At 57.8% G+C, this 17136-nt stretch carries 20 protein-coding genes; 1 reads left to right on the top strand and 19 read right to left on the bottom strand.

Annotated elements, in window-relative coordinates:
• Positions 1-201 precede the first annotated feature (201 nt).
• The gene (locus RHM68_RS05700; RefSeq protein WP_322220943.1) at positions 202-1320 is read left to right on the top strand and encodes a TIGR00730 family Rossman fold protein; all 1119 of its coding nucleotides are present in this window, start codon (positions 202-204) and stop codon (positions 1318-1320) included.
• Between the two features lie 38 nt (positions 1321-1358).
• Here RHM68_RS05700 and recX read toward each other — a convergent pair whose 3' ends face one another.
• The 19 genes from recX to RHM68_RS05605 form a co-directional block, all read right to left on the bottom strand.
• A complete protein-coding gene (recX, locus tag RHM68_RS05695) occupies positions 1359-1826 on the bottom strand; it encodes a recombination regulator RecX (protein WP_322220942.1) in 468 nt (155 codons plus the stop codon).
• 8 nt (positions 1827-1834) lie between these two features.
• A complete protein-coding gene (gene recA, locus RHM68_RS05690; protein WP_322220941.1) occupies positions 1835-2887 on the bottom strand; it encodes a recombinase RecA in 1053 nt (350 codons plus the stop codon).
• 83 nt (positions 2888-2970) lie between these two features.
• The gene (locus RHM68_RS05685; RefSeq protein WP_322220940.1) at positions 2971-3471 is read right to left on the bottom strand and encodes a CinA family protein; all 501 of its coding nucleotides are present in this window, start codon (positions 3469-3471) and stop codon (positions 2971-2973) included.
• Between the two features lie 80 nt (positions 3472-3551).
• A complete protein-coding gene (locus RHM68_RS05680; RefSeq protein WP_322220939.1) occupies positions 3552-4088 on the bottom strand; it encodes a lysis system i-spanin subunit Rz in 537 nt (178 codons plus the stop codon).
• Positions 4070-4633: a glycoside hydrolase family 19 protein gene (locus RHM68_RS05675; RefSeq protein ID WP_322220938.1), complete on the bottom strand. Its 564-nt coding sequence runs from the start codon at positions 4631-4633 to the stop codon at positions 4070-4072. Before RHM68_RS05675 ends, RHM68_RS05680 begins: the two co-directional genes overlap by 19 nt.
• A 37-nt stretch (positions 4634-4670) precedes the next feature.
• Positions 4671-5102 (bottom strand): phage tail assembly chaperone, encoded by a 432-nt coding sequence (locus RHM68_RS05670; protein WP_322223700.1) that lies wholly within the window; start codon positions 5100-5102, stop codon positions 4671-4673.
• 529 nt (positions 5103-5631) lie between these two features.
• Positions 5632-6648 carry a contractile injection system protein, VgrG/Pvc8 family gene (locus RHM68_RS05665; RefSeq protein WP_322220937.1) on the bottom strand — a complete coding sequence of 339 codons (1017 nt, stop codon included), beginning with the start codon at positions 6646-6648 and terminating at the stop codon, positions 5632-5634.
• Between the two features lie 9 nt (positions 6649-6657).
• On the bottom strand, positions 6658-6870 hold the full coding sequence (locus tag RHM68_RS05660; protein WP_322220936.1) for a tail protein X: 213 nt from the start codon (positions 6868-6870) through the stop codon (positions 6658-6660).
• On the bottom strand, positions 6863-7246 hold the full coding sequence (locus RHM68_RS05655; protein WP_322220935.1) for a phage tail protein: 384 nt from the start codon (positions 7244-7246) through the stop codon (positions 6863-6865). The genes RHM68_RS05660 and RHM68_RS05655 overlap by 8 nt, the downstream gene beginning before the upstream one ends.
• Positions 7246-9363 carry a phage tail tape measure protein gene (locus tag RHM68_RS05650; protein ID WP_322220934.1) on the bottom strand — a complete coding sequence of 706 codons (2118 nt, stop codon included), beginning with the start codon at positions 9361-9363 and terminating at the stop codon, positions 7246-7248. The genes RHM68_RS05655 and RHM68_RS05650 overlap by 1 nt, the downstream gene beginning before the upstream one ends.
• 128 nt (positions 9364-9491) lie before the next feature.
• Positions 9492-10088: a phage tail assembly protein gene (locus RHM68_RS05645; RefSeq protein ID WP_322220933.1), complete on the bottom strand. Its 597-nt coding sequence runs from the start codon at positions 10086-10088 to the stop codon at positions 9492-9494.
• A gap of 196 nt (positions 10089-10284) precedes the next feature.
• On the bottom strand, positions 10285-10791 hold the full coding sequence (locus RHM68_RS05640) for a phage major tail tube protein (protein WP_322220932.1): 507 nt from the start codon (positions 10789-10791) through the stop codon (positions 10285-10287).
• Positions 10791-11957 (bottom strand): phage tail protein, encoded by a 1167-nt coding sequence (locus tag RHM68_RS05635; protein ID WP_322220931.1) that lies wholly within the window; start codon positions 11955-11957, stop codon positions 10791-10793. Before RHM68_RS05635 ends, RHM68_RS05640 begins: the two co-directional genes overlap by 1 nt.
• 1 nt (position 11958) lies before the next feature.
• Positions 11959-12144 (bottom strand): hypothetical protein, encoded by a 186-nt coding sequence (locus RHM68_RS05630; RefSeq protein ID WP_322220930.1) that lies wholly within the window; start codon positions 12142-12144, stop codon positions 11959-11961.
• Between the two features lie 98 nt (positions 12145-12242).
• A complete protein-coding gene (locus RHM68_RS05625) occupies positions 12243-12671 on the bottom strand; it encodes a phage tail assembly chaperone (RefSeq protein ID WP_322220929.1) in 429 nt (142 codons plus the stop codon).
• Between the two features lie 7 nt (positions 12672-12678).
• Positions 12679-15168, bottom strand: a complete 2490-nt coding sequence (locus tag RHM68_RS05620; protein WP_322220928.1) for a phage tail protein — start codon at positions 15166-15168, stop codon at positions 12679-12681.
• Entirely contained in the window at positions 15169-15804 is a 636-nt protein-coding gene (locus RHM68_RS05615) for a phage tail protein I (protein WP_322220927.1), read from the bottom strand. It lies immediately after the preceding gene.
• Positions 15801-16796 carry a baseplate J/gp47 family protein gene (locus RHM68_RS05610; protein ID WP_322220926.1) on the bottom strand — a complete coding sequence of 332 codons (996 nt, stop codon included), beginning with the start codon at positions 16794-16796 and terminating at the stop codon, positions 15801-15803. Before RHM68_RS05610 ends, RHM68_RS05615 begins: the two co-directional genes overlap by 4 nt.
• Positions 16793-17125, bottom strand: a complete 333-nt coding sequence (locus RHM68_RS05605; protein ID WP_322220925.1) for a phage baseplate protein — start codon at positions 17123-17125, stop codon at positions 16793-16795. The genes RHM68_RS05610 and RHM68_RS05605 overlap by 4 nt, the downstream gene beginning before the upstream one ends.
• Positions 17126-17136 lie beyond the last annotated feature (11 nt).

Here is a 17136-nt window from a genome sequence, read left to right as displayed (position 1 = left end):
GGTTGCCCGCTTAGAGCTTTGTTGTGCGAATGTTTCTTTCTTTCATCTAAGGGAAAAGCAGAGCCTGTATGGATGACTCGGTTGCATCGAGTCAGATGGAACGCCCAGGCACGGGCTTGGGCAGACAGCGACACACGAGGTGTCGCGGCACCGATAACTGTTTTGTCGAAGCCAAAGGTTCTGTGCAGAAGGAGAAGTTGAATGCCTTACCAACCGAATGACCTGCTTAGCCGTCATTTCCAGGAAAGCGGCCACGACCTCATCAGCAAGGTTGAAGAGCAACTCAACCTGGTTTCACCCGACAGCCCCAACATCCCGATTTACCGCGACATGATCCTGACCGTGCTGCGCATGGCCCAGGAAGACCACAACCGCTGGAACGCCAAAATCACCCTCCAAGCCCTGCGCGAACTCGAACAGGCCTTCCGTGTGCTTGAGCGGTTCAAGGGACGGCGTAAAGTCACGGTTTTCGGCTCGGCCCGCACGCCGGTCGAACATCCGTTATATGGCATGGCCCGAGAGCTGGGCGCAGCACTCGCGCGTTCGGACTTGATGGTCATTACCGGTGCCGGTGGCGGCATCATGTCGGCAGCCCACGAAGGTGCTGGGCTGGAACATAGTCTGGGATTCAACATCACCCTGCCCTTCGAGCAACATGCCAACCCCACCGTTCAGGGCACTGCCAACCTGCTGCCCTTCCACTTCTTCTTTACCCGCAAATTGTTCTTCGTCAAAGAAGCCGATGCATTGGTTTTATGCCCCGGTGGTTTCGGCACCCTGGACGAAGCTCTTGAAGTGCTGACACTGATACAGACGGGCAAAAGTCCTCTGGTGCCGGTGGTACTGCTGGACGCACCGGGCGGTCAGTTCTGGCAAGGCGCGCTGGACTTTATCCACCATCAACTGGAGGAAAACCGTTACATTCTGCCAACTGACATGAAACTCGTGAGCCTGGTCTACAGCGTGGAAGAGGCTGTGGAGCAGATCAACCAGTTCTATAGCAACTTCCACTCCAGCCGCTGGCTCAAGCATCAATTTGTGATTCGTATGAATCATAAGCTCAGCGACAAGGCGCTAGAACACCTGCAGACAGCATTCGCCGACCTGTGCCTGAGTGATCACTTTCATCAGCATGCCTACAGCGGCGAGTCACACGATGAGCCGCAGTTCAGCCATCTGGCGCGACTGGCCTTCACCTTCAACGCTCGTGATCATGGGCGTCTGCGGGAACTGGTGGACTACATCAACTTGCCCGAGAACTGGGCCCAACCCGAACCACAGACGCAGCAACGCACGCGTAAACCGTCCAAGGTGACGTAAGCAAAAAGGCCCACTATCGAAATAGCGGGCCTTTTTATTTAATCGTCCATTCCTCGACCGCTGAACAAGCGGCTGATCATTTCCATGGAAAACCCCCGATAACTCAGAAACCGACCTTGCTTGGCGCGCTCCCGAACGTCTATCGGTAAATGCCCGGAGAACTTGCGCCGCCAGGTGTCTTCCAGTTGTTCCTGCCAGTTGATACCGCTCTCGCGCAATGCAAGTTCGATGTCGGTACGTAACAGGCCGCGCTGGCTCAGCTCTTCACGAATACGCAAAGGTCCGTGGCCGGAGCGAGCACGATAGGAAACGAAACTTTCGAGATAACGGGATTCGGACAACAGGCCCTCTTCCGTCAATCGGTCGAGTGCCGTGTCAATCATTTCAGGAAGTGCGCCGCGCTGACGCAATTTACGCGTCAGCTCGACTCGACCGTGCTCGCGTCGCGCAAGCAGGTCCATTGCGGTTCGTCGCACCGCGACAAGTGTATCGAGTACGGCTGTCATCGAATCAATCAGATATCAGCGTCAGCCAGGTCGGCTGCATTCTCTTTGACTGGCGATGCTTTTACGTCAGCCACTGGAGCCAGCAGCTTATCGCGCAGTTGCTTCTCCAACGTCGCGGCGATTTCCGGGTTATCCGCCAGGAACTTGGCCGAGTTAGCCTTGCCCTGACCGATTTTGGTGCCGTTATAGGCGTACCAAGCACCGGACTTCTCAACGAAACCGTGCAGAACGCCCAAGTCGATCATCTCGCCGTTGAGGTAAATGCCCTTGCCATAAAGAATCTGGAACTCGGCTTGGCGGAACGGCGAAGCAACCTTGTTTTTCACGACTTTAACGCGGGTTTCGCTACCAACGACTTCATCGCCTTCTTTCACGGCCCCCGTGCGGCGGATATCCAGCCGAACCGAGGCGTAGAACTTCAGCGCGTTACCACCGGTAGTGGTTTCCGGGCTGCCGAACATTACACCGATTTTCATACGGATCTGGTTGATGAAGATCACCAAACAGTTGGCATTCTTGATGTTACCGGTGATTTTACGCAGCGCCTGGGACATGAGACGGGCTTGCAGGCCGACGTGCATGTCACCCATTTCGCCTTCGATTTCAGCTTTTGGCACCAGAGCGGCTACGGAGTCGACGATGATCACGTCAACAGCGTTGGAGCGCACCAGCATGTCGGTAATTTCCAAGGCCTGCTCACCGGTGTCCGGCTGGGAAACCAGCAGGTCATCTACGTTGACACCCAGTTTGCCGGCGTACTCAGGATCGAGGGCGTGTTCGGCGTCGACAAATGCGCAGGTCGCGCCGGCTTTTTGAGCCTGAGCGATAACAGACAGCGTCAGGGTGGTTTTACCGGAGGATTCAGGACCGTAGATTTCAACGATACGGCCTCTTGGCAGACCGCCAATGCCGAGTGCGATGTCCAGACCCAGAGAGCCAGTGGAAATGGCCGGGATCGCCTGACGGTCCTGATCGCCCATACGCATTACGGCACCCTTGCCGAATTGACGTTCGATCTGACCCAGGGCCGCAGCCAAGGCTTTCTTCTTGTTGTCGTCCATTAAAGTCCTCACGTAATCAATAAGGCCTGACGGCCAACACCTGTATAAGTAGCCAGTATTATTCCACAGCGTTTCAGGATCGCCTACCCCTGATTTGAGATTTCTCCAGCAGCATGGCGCAGCAGCCCCTCTAGCGCGGCCTTCACCGTTTGTCGGCGGACCTCATCGCGGTTACCGGGGAAGTGCTGGACCTCACTGAACACCTGCTCGCCGACCCCCCAGGCCAGCCAAACGGTGCCTACGGGTTTGTTTGGCGAGCCGCCATCAGGCCCGGCTACGCCGCTGACTGCAACCGCAAACCGCGCCAGGCTTTTGTCCTGCGCGCCACGGACCATGGCTTCGACCACCTCGCGACTGACCGCCCCCACCGTCGAGAACAACTCGGGCGTTACATTCAGTTGCTGGGTTTTCTGGCGATTGGAGTACGTCACGTAACCGGCCTCGAACCATGCCGAGCTTCCCGGAATCCTGGTGATGGCCTCGGCGATACCGCCGCCGGTGCAGGATTCGGCAGTGGTGACGTGAGCATTGAGAACCTGCAAGCGCCTGCCAAGTTCAGCGGCTAGCTGAGTGATTTCTTTCACGGTCCTCTCCTGGTCGGGCTGAATGACATCCACCGTACACGAGCATATGACGCTTGCAAGGCGCAGAACCGATCAAAATGTTAGCGAACGATGGCTCTGATATAGGCCTGACAAGCCTGCAAGGCAATCAATCCGCTGTCTCCAGCGTCGGTGATGGCGACAATTCGTTGAGCATGCGCCGGGTCAAGTCGGGCTCGCGGGGCGCCATGATCCACGCTGCTGGCGCCGGAGGCGGTTGACACTGCACAGGTTGAGGCAACGTCCTTGGCGTCGAGGAGAACTGACAGGCGCACATCAGAAGTGGCAAGACGATCGCGCAAGCGACCTTGATCACGTTGGGCATCGCTAAGCGCTCGATAATGGGTTTGCTCACTGGCCGACAGCTGTTGCTCCAGCGCCAGACGCTTGTCCTGCGCGGCCTGTTGTTGCGTCGCGGCCGATTGGGTCAGCTGGTTCAGCGTCTCGGCCTGCGACCTGGCCTGTTCCGCCAGTTGCCGGCCGTAACGCCACTCCTGAAAGTGCCAGGCCAGCGCTGCCGAACCACCGGCTACCAAGGCCAGCAGCACAACAAAGCCGATCCACCGGTAAGACGCCGGCATCAGGCTGAAGGCTGACATAGCACAGCCCTCGCCCGCGCCCAAAGTTGTAGCCGATCCTCCAATCCATTCAGCCCACCATTGATTCGGCGGGTGATGCTGTTGAATTGGTCACGATCAGCCAACTCGTTCAGACCGTTCTGTTCCCAAAACCAAGCGGCAGACTCGGCGGCCCATTGCGGTTGCTCCAGCAGTTCAGGTAAAGACAGCAAACGCTCATCGCCGAACAACCCAAGGCTGCACTGGCGATAGTTGTTAAGACCGGTGATCTGAATCAGGCCCCGGCCACGGTACTTCTGGCCGTCACCATCAGCTTGCGCAGTATTGCCCAGCCGGGCAGCCAGGACGCCGGTGTCGTACTTGCTCAAGTATTGATCGCTGCCCAACTCACGTGCGTAGTGCAACTGCCCGGACTCATGCCCGACTTGTGCAAGAAAAGCGGCGATGCGTTTGGAGGTATTGATGTCGCGGTGAGTCATGGCGGTGTTGAGGACGGAAATGAAAACGCCCGCTTGGGAGCGGGCGTTGGGCATGATGCTGAGTAGTTGTGTGAGCGTGACGGACATTTCAATCTATCCATTCTTTAATATTGACGGGAAGGAACTAACTATCTTTTCGAAGAGCATCTACGAGCCACTCTGGCTCTGCTGGAAGAGATTCAACATCAGGAAACCTCGCCATTGAAGGCCAATCACGCAGTAATCGCCTGTAAGCAAGCAACTCTTTGAACTCTATAGCGCTCAGCGTCGTGCCTTCACCCATTTCCATTTCTTCGTTATCACGATTGACCAGCCATTGACTCATTTCCAGCGCCTTGTCTCGCCAGGCGCGCGCAATATCTTCATCGGTTTGCGCGACCAGTAAAGTCCGCTCAGGAAGTCGATCACTGCCCACGGACAAGACTGTACCTTTTGGCGCGTTTGTCACCCATCCGAAGTATTCATCATCGCTAATTACAACAGCATCCAAAGGCCGATTGGCCCCATGCAAGTCCGAATGATAAAAGCCTAAAGTACCAGGAGAAAAATAATACATATTCAATACCCTATCCCGATAATCCTTGCAGCAATGGAGCCTGTTGGCCACTCCGGACAACGGACATTAATCCCCACAAGCCGACTCACCGCCGCATTGTTATTAAACGTCAAAAAAGTTCCTGCAGCCGTCCCTTCATGAGTGGCCACTGCCAGGAATAAATCGTTGGGGAACGCTAAAGGCCACACGTTGAGATCACCAAATCCCCCATTACCTGCTTGACTCGCGCTACCGGTAATCCATTGGATTATCAATCCGCCCATCCACGAAGGAAAAACGATGTAGCCAGAAGCGCCAACCACAGTTCAGCGCGCAGGTCGTGCTACAGATCCAGCATTTTTAGAACGGTTGCAGATCGGTTGCAGCATCAAGTTTTGCGCCACGCTCTTGCTAGCAACATAAGTAATAGCTAAGGCGATATGAAGTCGGGAGATGCCGCCCTCTAAGCGGGCACACCTGCTACCACAGGGAGTCTCGGTTGGAGGCAGAGGTTGTGCTTGAGCAGGCTCGCGCGAAGAAGCGGCTGACGTCAGGCCTTGGCATCCAGGCAAGTCGCCTCGACCATGCAGCGATAGCTTTGGGCTCGGTCGCCATTGGCGGTGACCTTGTCGATCGACCAGCGACCGCGCATGAAGTCCGGCCACGTGGGGTCGAGCAGCACCAGCCCCTCGGCGGACAACCCGGGATGACCAGGGCATTCGATCTTCACTTTGAGTGCTTCACGCATCATCCTGCGGACCTCGCCTTCACCAGCGGCCAGCGCATCATCTGCACTCTGGTAGCGCTGGCGAAGGGTCTTGAACGGCGCTATGCCGCTCTCCTCGATGCGAACTTTGCCCGCCGCCGCATCCCACCAGCGGGTCTTGCAGCCCTGGTATTTGGCCCGAGCCGTGTCTTCCAGAGTGGCGCTGATGAAGGCGTGATCACCAGGACGATTGTTGGTCGTCACGGACAGCCGGATGGTCGGCAACACCTTGCCCGACAGTGATTTCGCCTGACCGCGCCGAGCCAGCACATACAGCTCGTTGATGGGCTTGGCGACAGCGTCATGCAGGTACGCCAGACGGGTCAAAAAACCCATGTCCGTTTCGTTGGACTGATCGATATGTGAGATTTTTTTCAGTGCCAGTTCAGGAGCGACACGTGGTGAAAAACCGTGCCTGGACGTTAACTCGCGAAACAACGCGCCCAAGGTCGTTGGACCATGACTGACGGAGCGGCGCTGCTTGAACCCGGTTTGATCCGCCGCACTGAACGGCGCCGCCATGGCCACCAGCGTCAGGCGCAGAGGGAACAGCGTCGGCGTGCGCCGGGTGATGACGAACTCGCCTTTATCCACCAGCCCCGACTCCAGATAGCCGACCCGCAAGCCGATTTTTCCGCCGAGGCTGGGCAACCCTTCAAGCCCCTCCAGACTGATCGTTAACGTCAGTTGATCGGACTCGATCCCTGCCGCGTCGATGTGCTGCCAGGAGATCAGTCGCTCATTGATCAGCGCGGCATTCGCACCATAAATTTCCACAGTTGGCGTGAAACCCAGTGACATGGTGCCTCCTTAATCCCAGGCCGAAACCGGTGTGGGTGCGACGGGGCTCAAATCCACTTCCGGCAGCAGCACCCAAACGCCCGCCGGCAATACCGGGCCATGTTCCGCAAGCTGAGGATTGAGACGCCAAAGCGCTTCCTCGGTGGCGTCATCACACTGCTCAAGCTGGCGGTACAGCAGCAAATTCACTGAGTCACCGGCAATACTTCGAACCCTACGCATTGGCAAACTCCATCAATTCGATTGTCCAATCGACGACCATCGCGGTGCCGTCATCAATGATGTTGCTTTGGGTTTCCGACACACTGTTGATTTGCCACATCCCCCAGTTACGTCCGATGCCGTCAATCAACGGCAACGGAATGCGCAGCGCTTGCAGGGCACGCAGCTCATCGAGCCGATCCATCGCAATGGCGTACATCGATTTGCCCGCTATCGTCAGCCCTTGTAATCCTTGCCCGGTCTGACTGGATTTGGGTTTGCTGGTGAGGATCTCGATGCTCTTCCAGCCACCGTCCGACTTACGCACCAAGCTGCTGTAAGCGAAGTTTCTGGACAGGCCGAAAATGAAACTGCCCAGTACCATTTGCTGACGCATTACGTACCTCCGTCAGTCAGGGCCGCGTCACTGCGCACGGCGAGCGGGTTGTTCATCATCAACGGCATGAACTCGCCGCTGAATTGCAGGCGAAGATTCGCCATGATTTTTTCCGTCAATCGATCGGCGTCCGTCGGATCGGCTCCGCTGACCTGGATCGATGGCGAATAGGTGAACTGCCGGTTGTCCGCCTGTGCGCGGGTCAGGTCTTTGGTGACTTGGTCCGGTGAGCGCAGTTGGTCAACCTCGGAGTAAAGCGACTTACCCAGCGACTCTCCGCCCTGACTACCAAAGTAGGAACCGACCAGGCCGCCAATCAAAGCACCAACGGCTGTGCCTACGACCGGGACGAAACTGCCGATCAACGCGCCGGTGGCCGCGCCGGCATAACCGCCGGCCAAGCCTCCGACACCCGATCCAACAGCGCCCGTAGCGGCTTTGTAATCCCCGGCCATCAGCGCTTTCACCCCGTCGTAGCCCGCGCTGGCCAATGCTAAAGGAGCCCCGAGCCTGCCGGTGAACGACTTGGCCCTGGCCGCGGAGCTGACCAGCCGACTGCGTACCGTAGGGCGCGGTGTTTCGCGCTTACCGGCGCCTTGCCCACTCTGTTTGCCGGGCGCGTCTGGCACTCCGGGATCAGTCCCACCCGGCGCCTGAATCGCCGCGTCCGGTTTCAACAGCTCGGTGCTGGTGGAAGAGACAAACGACGCCAGTTTGCTCAAGATCGCTCCGCGAAACGGCTTCGCCAGTGCAGCGCCCAGCACCGTCAGCGCGGCGGTGACTTTCGGGAATGTTTCAACCACCGAACTCAAGCCGCTGACCACGAGATCGGCACTCAGCATGGCGAGGTCAGTAAAGGGCGTCACAGCATTGACGATCGCTGCCTGGAGACGGATTACACTCGCATCCAGCGCATTCCAACGGGCTTGCGAGGTGTTGCCACGGGCGTCGGCAGTCTGCGCCATCGAGCCATCGCCCTTGTCGGACGCCACAACAAACGCCGTTTTCAGGTCATTGGGCGCTTTCAGCAATTTGCCGACACCCTCGTCGCTCTCAAACAGCGTCTTGAGCAATAAGGTCTGGCGCTCGACCGGCTGACGCTTCAACGCCGCCAGCACGTCATTGATGGCCCCCGGTGCGTCCGTGCGCATTCTGCTGGCGAGCGCGCCCGGCTCGATATCAAGCTGAGCCCAGGCCGCTCTCTGATCTGCCGTGGCGTTGTCGCCCTTGCTCAACGTGGCACCAAGGTTTTTCAGCGAGGCGCCGGCTTCGTCCTTGCCCACAGACGCACTCAGCAGGGCCGCAGCGATGGCCGCCACGTCTTCGGGCTTCATGCCCGTCGCCAATCCCGTTTCGCCGCCTTGCAGCACGACCGAACTGATGTCTGCCGCGCTAGACTTCAAATTGACACTGGCGCCCAAGCGGTTGGCTGCATTGCCCAAATCGAGACTTTTCTCTCGATCAAGTCCCAACGAAGTACGCCAGCCGGCCAGGATCACGCCGGCGTCCTTGAGGTCAATCTTGTACGCCGATGCCATGACTGCACTGTCGCGGGCAAAGTTGGTGAGCACTTGCGGTCGGTCATCCGCTTTGACGCCTTTGACCAGGCCTGCGTTGACAGCTGCCAATTGCACCTGCGCCAGCTGCATACCTGTCGCGCCACTAGGGCTGATTGGTTTTTCACCGGCTATCTTTTGGTTCTCATCGAACATCGCTTGCAGTTGATTCGGTTTCAACTGCAACTTTTGATTGAGGTCAACCATGGCTGACTGCATCGCCATCGCCGATTTCAAATATTCCGGAGGCGCGCGCTGTCCAACCTCAGCCTTGAGTAACGACTTCGGCTCGCCGGCAGGAGCCGGCGCAGCAGCACTCGCCTTCGACAACGAACGTGTAGATGACAACGCTGTGGTCAGCGATGCCAACACCTCACCGAGCTTGCCCTGCCCTACGGTCAACAGGCGGATATCCACGCTGAGCGTGTTCAGCGCTAGGCTGAGTTGCGCCAAAGGGTCCATAAAGACGGCCCAGTCGAGGGTTGCCGAGAAGCCTCCCGATGCCGGCAATTCAAATGCATTGATCTGCGCACCGGCCAGCGAATACTTGCTATCTGCCATCCTCCTCTACTCCTTTTTAACGCCCAGACGACTCATCACAATGTCGTAGCGGCGCAATGCCTTGCCGGCGTCCCACTCCAGAATTTCCGCCTCAGTTACCGAGTAAATGAGCGGCACCACATCGAGGATTACTTCGATGTCGCGCTCCGAAAGAAGGCCGCCGGTTTGTTTAAAAAATCGTCGATGCGCACCTGCAACTGAGTCCAGTCAGGAACGGTCAGCGAGCCTAGATCGGGAAGCATCAGGCCTGTGCAGTGGGCAGTGATGAACTCGGCACGTTCTTTGGCCGTTTTCAGTTTTTTCATTGCTTTGGTGGCACGCAGCACGGGCATTTCCAGGGTCAGCGAAGTCATGCTGCGGCCGGCCACGTTGAGCGGTTGCAGCAATTGCACCTGATCGGGATCGTCGGTCGGCACTGGGCCGGAGGCTGCATCCTCGGCAATCTGTTGTAAAAAATACGCCGCCGGACGAGTCGACATCTCATGCACGTACTGCGCGATGCTCACGTAGTCCGGGCGCTTCAGCTGATCGAGTTCCTTGACCGACAACCCGGTGGCCAGCCGCGCCAGCTCGAAGAACTGATCGTCCTCATCATCACCGGCACGGGCCAGAGCGTCTTTCTGCGCGGCGTAGAACAGTGGTTTGAGTGGGATTTGCTCGATCTGCGACTGGTCGTCGGCGGTGATCGGGGACAGCAAGACGTGAACGGGAGGCGTCCAGGACATGAAATAAATTCCTTGGTGAATCATGAAAAAGTGTCACGCAATAGCGGTCGATGAATGCCAATACCCAGGCCGACAAGACCACTGTGGAAGCGAACCCGCTCGCGATGGCGGCAGGTCAGGCAACATAAGTGCTGGAGGTGCCGGCCTCATCGAGAACAGGCTCGCTCCCACATGGATTGCATTTAACGGGTGAGGGTTACGGCAGCAACACGGCGCGGCGGGCGTCACCGAGAATATCGACGCCGTTGAGCATGAATTTCTGTGTGCGCACGTCGATATCGATCACCGGGATGCCGTTTTCGAGGCGGTTGTACGTCCGGCAAGAGAGCTCAAGGGTGGTGGTCGGTTTTTCGTTCATCTTTAGCGCGGTTTCGGTCAAAGACTTCAATTTTCCGCCGACAGTGTGATAGGTGAACCAGGTGTTGCCGTCCTGATCCTGACCGGCTTCGCGAACGTTCAGCAGGATGTCGTCACCCAGTTTCACGCCCAGGGCCAGCATGATCTCGGGCCCCATGCCTTGCAGCTTCAGCGTGGCGCCCATCGCTTTACCGCTCTTGGCCATTTCCTCGCCGATAAAGCGTCCGCCAAGCATGTTTTCCATTTCGAATTCGATCTTCGGCGGGGTGAACTCTTCCACCGTCGCCGACAACGGCAGGCCTTGCAGGGTGGCCGCGATGGCCTGTCTTACGCGGTTGGTAAACATTAGAGAACGTCCTCCAGGAACTGCTCGATGATTTCATCGCGGGCGTTGAGTTGATAAACCATGTGTTCGTTCGGCGCGTAGCGGCCGTAGTCGATGACGATGAACCAGGTGCCGTTTTTGTACTTCTCGACACTGTTCAATTCCGGGTGCAGGTACACGCTGCCGCCGGGGATGGTTTCGTCGGCGACCAGGGTTTGCAGCCAGTCGTTGATGCGTTTGACCTCCTGATCCATGAACGACTTGGTCAGGTTCTTGGCCATGGCTTTCTGGCCGGCTTTCACCAGCTTGCGGCTGATGGCGTCTTCGAGGCCAACATAGCTAATGAACTTGCCGGTGACCGAGCGGTTACCCAGTAGCGAGAAGCCACCAAGGACGGTCCGGGCGTAGTAGCTGATGCCGTAACGGTTGAGCAGATCGCCTTCGGTGGAGGTGTCGAGGATGTTGTATTCCACCACCCGCGACACGTCTTCGGCGTAGGTCACCTGGTTGCCCGGGCTTTCCCACTGCTTGACCTTGGCCAGTGCGGCAATCGCCAGGCTGGAAGGCGCCAGAAACACGTTTTTCTTCGCGGCTTTGGAGTACACCGCCGGCATATTGTGTACCAACAGGCAGCGGTCGAAACCGAGATCATCACCGCCCAGGTCCTTGCTGTAAGTCACCTGATCAGCGACCGCGGCGTCCTTGCCGTCGAGTACCACACGGGCCTTGATGCGTTTGCCGAACGAGGCGAATTCGCTGGCCACTGCTTTGGTGCCGGTGAAGCCCGGCCCACCGATGATGGTCAGATCTTCCGGCACACCACCCAGCGCGGCCAGGCCAAGCTTGCGACCGGTCAGCGGATCGACGCCGCCGATTACGTTGTTGATGGTGTCAGCCGGGGTTGTGCCCTCGTCGACGATCACCACGTAGACAGGCACCTTCACCACTTTGAGGATCTGGTACACCGCGTGGTACAGCGTGCCCGACTCGGCGCCGGTCGGATCGAGCAGCCCTTGCGTAGTGAAGCTGTTGATGCGGAACGGCGAATTGCGGGGGATCAGCAAATCGGCTTTCGGCGCAGTGCCGACCAGACCAATCACGTTATCGCCCAGGCCACCCATGGCCTCGGGGGATTCAGTGGCATTGACGGTAATGCCGTTGTGCTCGAAGTTCAAAACCTCAGCCATGTTATTCAGCCTTCTTCGCAGCGGCCTGTTCGGCCGGGGTGGATGTGGATTTCAGCGCCAGGCGACCGGCGCTAAGCAGTGCGCTGGCCTCGACGTCGAGCAGATCGAGTTCCTGGCCGGTGGTGGACCAGTGACCGCGCCCAACAGGGAACGGGACGAGGACGGTGTAGGTTTGGCGTTCTGCCATTTGGGTTTCTCCAGAGACGAAAAAGCCCCTTTTTTGAGGAAGGGGCTTTGGGGTGTTGTTGAGGGTTTTGCGGATAAGAAAACGCACTGGTTTGGCGTTTATTGGACCTGTCCGGCGATCCAGGCCGGCGCGATTGGCCGGTGCTGGCTATCGGGAAAATCTGACGACTGAGGCCAGTCGCGCAGCGCTTGCATGTACATCAGCAGCTCGTTGAATTGCTCGACCGTCAGCGTGGCCAACTCCGAAATTTCCAACTGATCGCGGTGACGCTCGCGCAACCACATCACCGCCGACAACTCGCCGTCGCGCCATGCCCGCTCCTGCGCCGCCACATCCTGCACCGGCTCCGGAGCGTCGACCAGATAGGGCAAACCCTGCCCGTCATGCGCACGAATCTTGCCGGGGGCTGGGTTGCAAATAACCGACAGAAATAACGCCTCGGAGATTTCGGCAGCATCCGCAGGCATTGAAGTGTGGAGCCCTAGCAAATAGGTACATCCAGTTGTTTGGCTGTAATAACGTTTCATTTAAACCTCAGTACCCAATGGCGAATATTTTGCGGACTACCCACCCGGTAATATGGGCAAAGGTGCTAGATGTGACGCTGGACATCGTTAAGCTATCAATGCGGCAATTTGCAAAGCCATTACCGTTAAGAGACTGGCCTGTAGCCCCCATTGCAAACCAGCACCCATTAGGGAACGCCATAGTCCAGGGTGCAGTTACTACTTCTGCCGACCCTTGCGCTATTTGCCCGGTGTTACTGGATATCCACTGAATGACTATCCCGCCGAGCCATGTCGGGAAAACAATACTTCCCGAGGCTCCCCAACTGACGGAAAAACCAAAGCGCAATTTTTTCGGGGTGACAATCGTTACATCATCAGTACCGGCATTAACCTGTACTTGTGTCGCGACTTTAGACGTGCCCTGATTGTTTTCCGAGGCTTGCGCCGTCAAAGCGGCCAGCGCCGCGATATCAATATTTCCCTGATTGATCGGCGCGTTCCAGGCTTTGATGCACCACATGACTGCCAGGTTTCTTGGGCGGGATACACCGAGATAAACATCGTCCGGAGTGAGCGCGAGCAACGCTCCGGAACTGCTATATCCAACTTGGGCGGGATAAACATCTCCAGACTTCGACAGTAAGTCCAAACCAAAAAAATCCCCTTTGCTTCCGCTAGGGCCGCCCACACCAACGACTGCTGTAAACCCGTTACCGTCAGCATCGTATGAGGCGATAGAACCTTTCTGACGACTGCCAATTGTCCGGCCGACATCGACTCCCCTCCCATGATCCCAGCCGCGCAAAAACTCACCGCGCGACTCAGGCAAACGGAAGTTACCAACGCCCTCATCGCCTTTGTTGTAAGTCGTCCCGAGGTAAGCCGCCAGATCCGGATAAACCGCAGTTCTCTGCACACTGCCATCCAGCTCCAGGTAACCGGGAGCAACGATGCCCATTGGGAATGACAAAACAGCGCCAACCGGAACGGCGGATTTCAGCCTTTCCACTTCTTTGACCAGTTCAGCGACATCTACTTGCCCCTGATTGATCGGCGCGTTCCAGGCTTTGATGCACCACATGATTGCAAGGTTACGCGGACGGGTTTCAGCTCCACCCGTATTGACCGTGTTGACGGCATTTACCATTTGCATGGTGGTGCCTCCGTCTACTCCAGACAGAAAAGCCCCAGCAGAAATACTGGCTGGTGCACCATTGATATTGCCTCCCGACCAGACTCCGGCGGGGTCAAACGTCGCCCCTACTTCATCAAAATAGCGATGATTGTGTGCCTTGAAGGCCTCACCCTGAGTAGTCCCTAGACCTCGGCCGGCATCGACCCCTCGCCCATGATCCCAACCCCGCAAAAACTCCCCACGCGCCTCCGGCAAACGGAAGTTACCGGCGCCCTCATCTCCCTTGTTGTACTTGCCCGCCAGATAAGCGCTCAAGTCCGGGTAAGCTGCGGAGCTCTTAACGCTGTTATCCAGTTCAAGAAAGCCCATCGGCGGCGTATCACCAGGGAAAGCGACAATCGTCCCCACCGGCAACATCGACGCCTTGGCAATCAGCGACTCAATCTCAGGCTTGGTATACGTATCCTTGATACCAAACCCAGCCAGCGTCTCGGGATTCGACCCAGCTGTCGCTCGACCATACTTATCGACATTCAGACTTTTGTAGGTGCCCGGCTGAATCCCGGTCCGCCCCGCCAACATTTCAAACGTCAGCGCGGTGGCATCCAGCGTGATCGGGCCGTTAGTCGTCAGGTGCCACAGCGAATCACCATTAGCGGTGCCCTCCTCGACCATCACGGTCAGGCCCGGCGTCACTTTCGCGCTGGTGTTAGCATCAGTCGCACGGGTCCAGACGCCATTGGCCACAACCCAAAGACCGTTGTCTTTCGCCAACGTCTGAGACGCCAGCAACACCCGATCACCCGCAACCGCCGCAACGCCATCAATTTGCTGTGCACCGTTCAACACCACATTGGCCGTCGCCGCGACACGAACAGATTGTTTACCATCGAGCTTGCCGAGTTCTTCAGCGAGGTAACTCATAACCCAGGCACGGGTAGCCTTGACCACCGTGTCATCAATCAACAACGTCACCAACGCCGCATTACTCGTCTCGAAAATCGAGCGAATGTAGAACTCTTTCCCCGACCCGGACGTCGCCAATACCGGTTTAAACGACTCCGGATATTTAACGATGGCGTACAAAATCCCGGTATCGGTCCAGAGTCCGGCTTCACGCACATACCAACCACCAACATCAGGTGGAATGGTCACTTCAGCGAGCAACCAGCTCGGGTTTTTCTCGTCCTGAAACAGCGCATTCAGCGGCCCGCGCCAGACTTCGCGTTTCAGTGCAGTGGCCGTGGCGGCCGGGTTGTAGACAGTGCCACCGCCGTCACCGACGGAAATCTGTGACAACTTGATCGGCAGGCCCGCTGCTTTGCAGGCAGTTTCGTAGGCAATCCCAGCGTTGGTAAGCAGGGTGTAGTAGTCGGCCATTTAGGACCCCTGAGGATAAATAGTGGAGGTTTCGACGGCGTAGAGCCCGGCCGCCAGGAAGGCCTGGCCCGAGGCTTCGAGGCCCTCGATAACCATCGGGTAGACCGTGGTCAGTTCGCCGCACACGGTGACGGCGCCGATGACGTGATTGCCGAAGGCGCTGAGGCCGACGGAAACCGTCAAGGTGTCGCGCTCGCTTTTGGCATCGGCCAGACGACGATCAAGACGCGCATCGATGTCTTCGCTGTAGGGCTGTTCCGTGAAGGCCCTGACGGAAAAACTGTAGGGCTGGCCCGTAGGTATTTGCTCGTACCAGGCGCGCACCTCGGGTCGAAGTTGCAACCCCTTGGCGGCGTTTTCCAGTGCCTTGCGAGTACCGGCCTGGCGTGCGGTGGGCCAGGCGAGTTCGACGGTCAAACGCTTTTCAACTTCCCCCGCCTCGGAACTCCACTCGCTGACACCGCGATCTGCGCCGAGGTACGGCAGAAACGCGAGCGGTGTAGCGGCAGGGTTCATCAACTCCGGAAACGGTGGGTCGATGCGCTCAATCAGTCGGGCGAAACCGAGATCAAGCGCCCTTTCCAGCGGTGAGCTGTTAGCGGGCAACACGCTCGGTCGAGGTGTGTCGTTACTCATAACGTGTCCACCTCGACCTCAATGCCCGTGCAGTACGGGGCCTGAGAAGCCGTCGTCACAATCGGCGCCAACGGCTCAAGGATTTGCAGTTGAACCGCGCCGGCACTGTGCAGCGTGTAGTCGATCCAGCTCGGATCAACCCGCCCTTCCAGCCGATGACACGCATCGGCATACGCTTGTAATTGTTGTTGCGCAGCGACCTTGGTCAGCCCCGAATCCGGGCCGGCGTTGATCTTCGCCACGACACGAATTTTATAAGTCTTGATTTGTGCGCCTTGCACAGAAACGTGGTCGGTTTCGGGGCAGACATCCGGCCGCGCAAAATGCTGGCGGACGCCGTCAAGCAGGTCATCGGACGGCGTACCATCGCCCCCCCTTGTCAGCACGGTGACCATCACTTCGCCCGGCGCGGTACGGCGTCCGTTGCCATCCTTGACCTGCGCCGCGAAGCCGTCCGGATCGAAGGTGTAGGTGACGGTCACCACACCCGCAGCAGCGCTTTCGACTTTCACGACAGGTCGTTCGCCGAGGGTGAACACCTCACGGCGATACTGCATCCGCGAGCCCGCTGCCGGTGCATGAGGCGCCAGGTAGTAACGTAGCCGGGCGTCGTCGTCGCTTTCATAAACCGGTGGGATCGACGGGAATGCCGCCGGGTCGCCAGGGTCCAGCAATTGGCGTTCAAGGCCCATGTCCGCCAGACGTGCATCGAGGTTGCTGCCCGTAGCCCACCACGCCAGCATCTGCTTGATGCGGGCATTGTATTTGCGTTCGTGAGTTTGTAGCCGCACACAAAAAGCTTCGAGGGCCAGGGTCAGCAATTCACTTTGGTTTTCCAGGCTGACGCTCAACTTTGCCGCGCTCTCGGGAGAGCGGGCGCCGACGTAATCAACGACGAAGGTCTTGAACTCTGCGAGGAGGTCCTCGAACGCTTCGACAACGACAATCGACGGTTCGGCCAGTTGGTTCTGGCCGGGTATCAACATACTCATGCCACCACCTCAAAGGACTGTTGGCGGTTTTTCCAGGTGCCCGCAAAACGCAACAGCAACCCGGCGCCGTATCGACTGGCCACAATGACTTGGGGCTCAAAATCATCGATGCCGTTGTGCTTGTTATAGAACGCTTGGGCAGCATGGCTTTGCGCCAGAATCAGCAGGTCGTCACCGAGGTTCTTCCCCAGCAACTCTGTGATTTGGCAGCCGTAAAAAGGACGCTTTTGGCGAGTACCCAAAGGTGTGGTCAGTGCCCGGGTCGCACGTTGTACAAACTGCAGCCAGTCATCGACTGCTGCTCCGGTGTCTCTATCGATTCCGATCATGTGAAAACTCT

The organism is Pseudomonas sp. DC1.2 (genome assembly GCF_034351645.1).
Lineage (GTDB): Bacteria > Pseudomonadota > Gammaproteobacteria > Pseudomonadales > Pseudomonadaceae > Aquipseudomonas.
The sequence above is the reverse complement of the archived record's forward strand: the minus strand, read 5'-3'. Positions and strand labels throughout refer to the sequence as shown.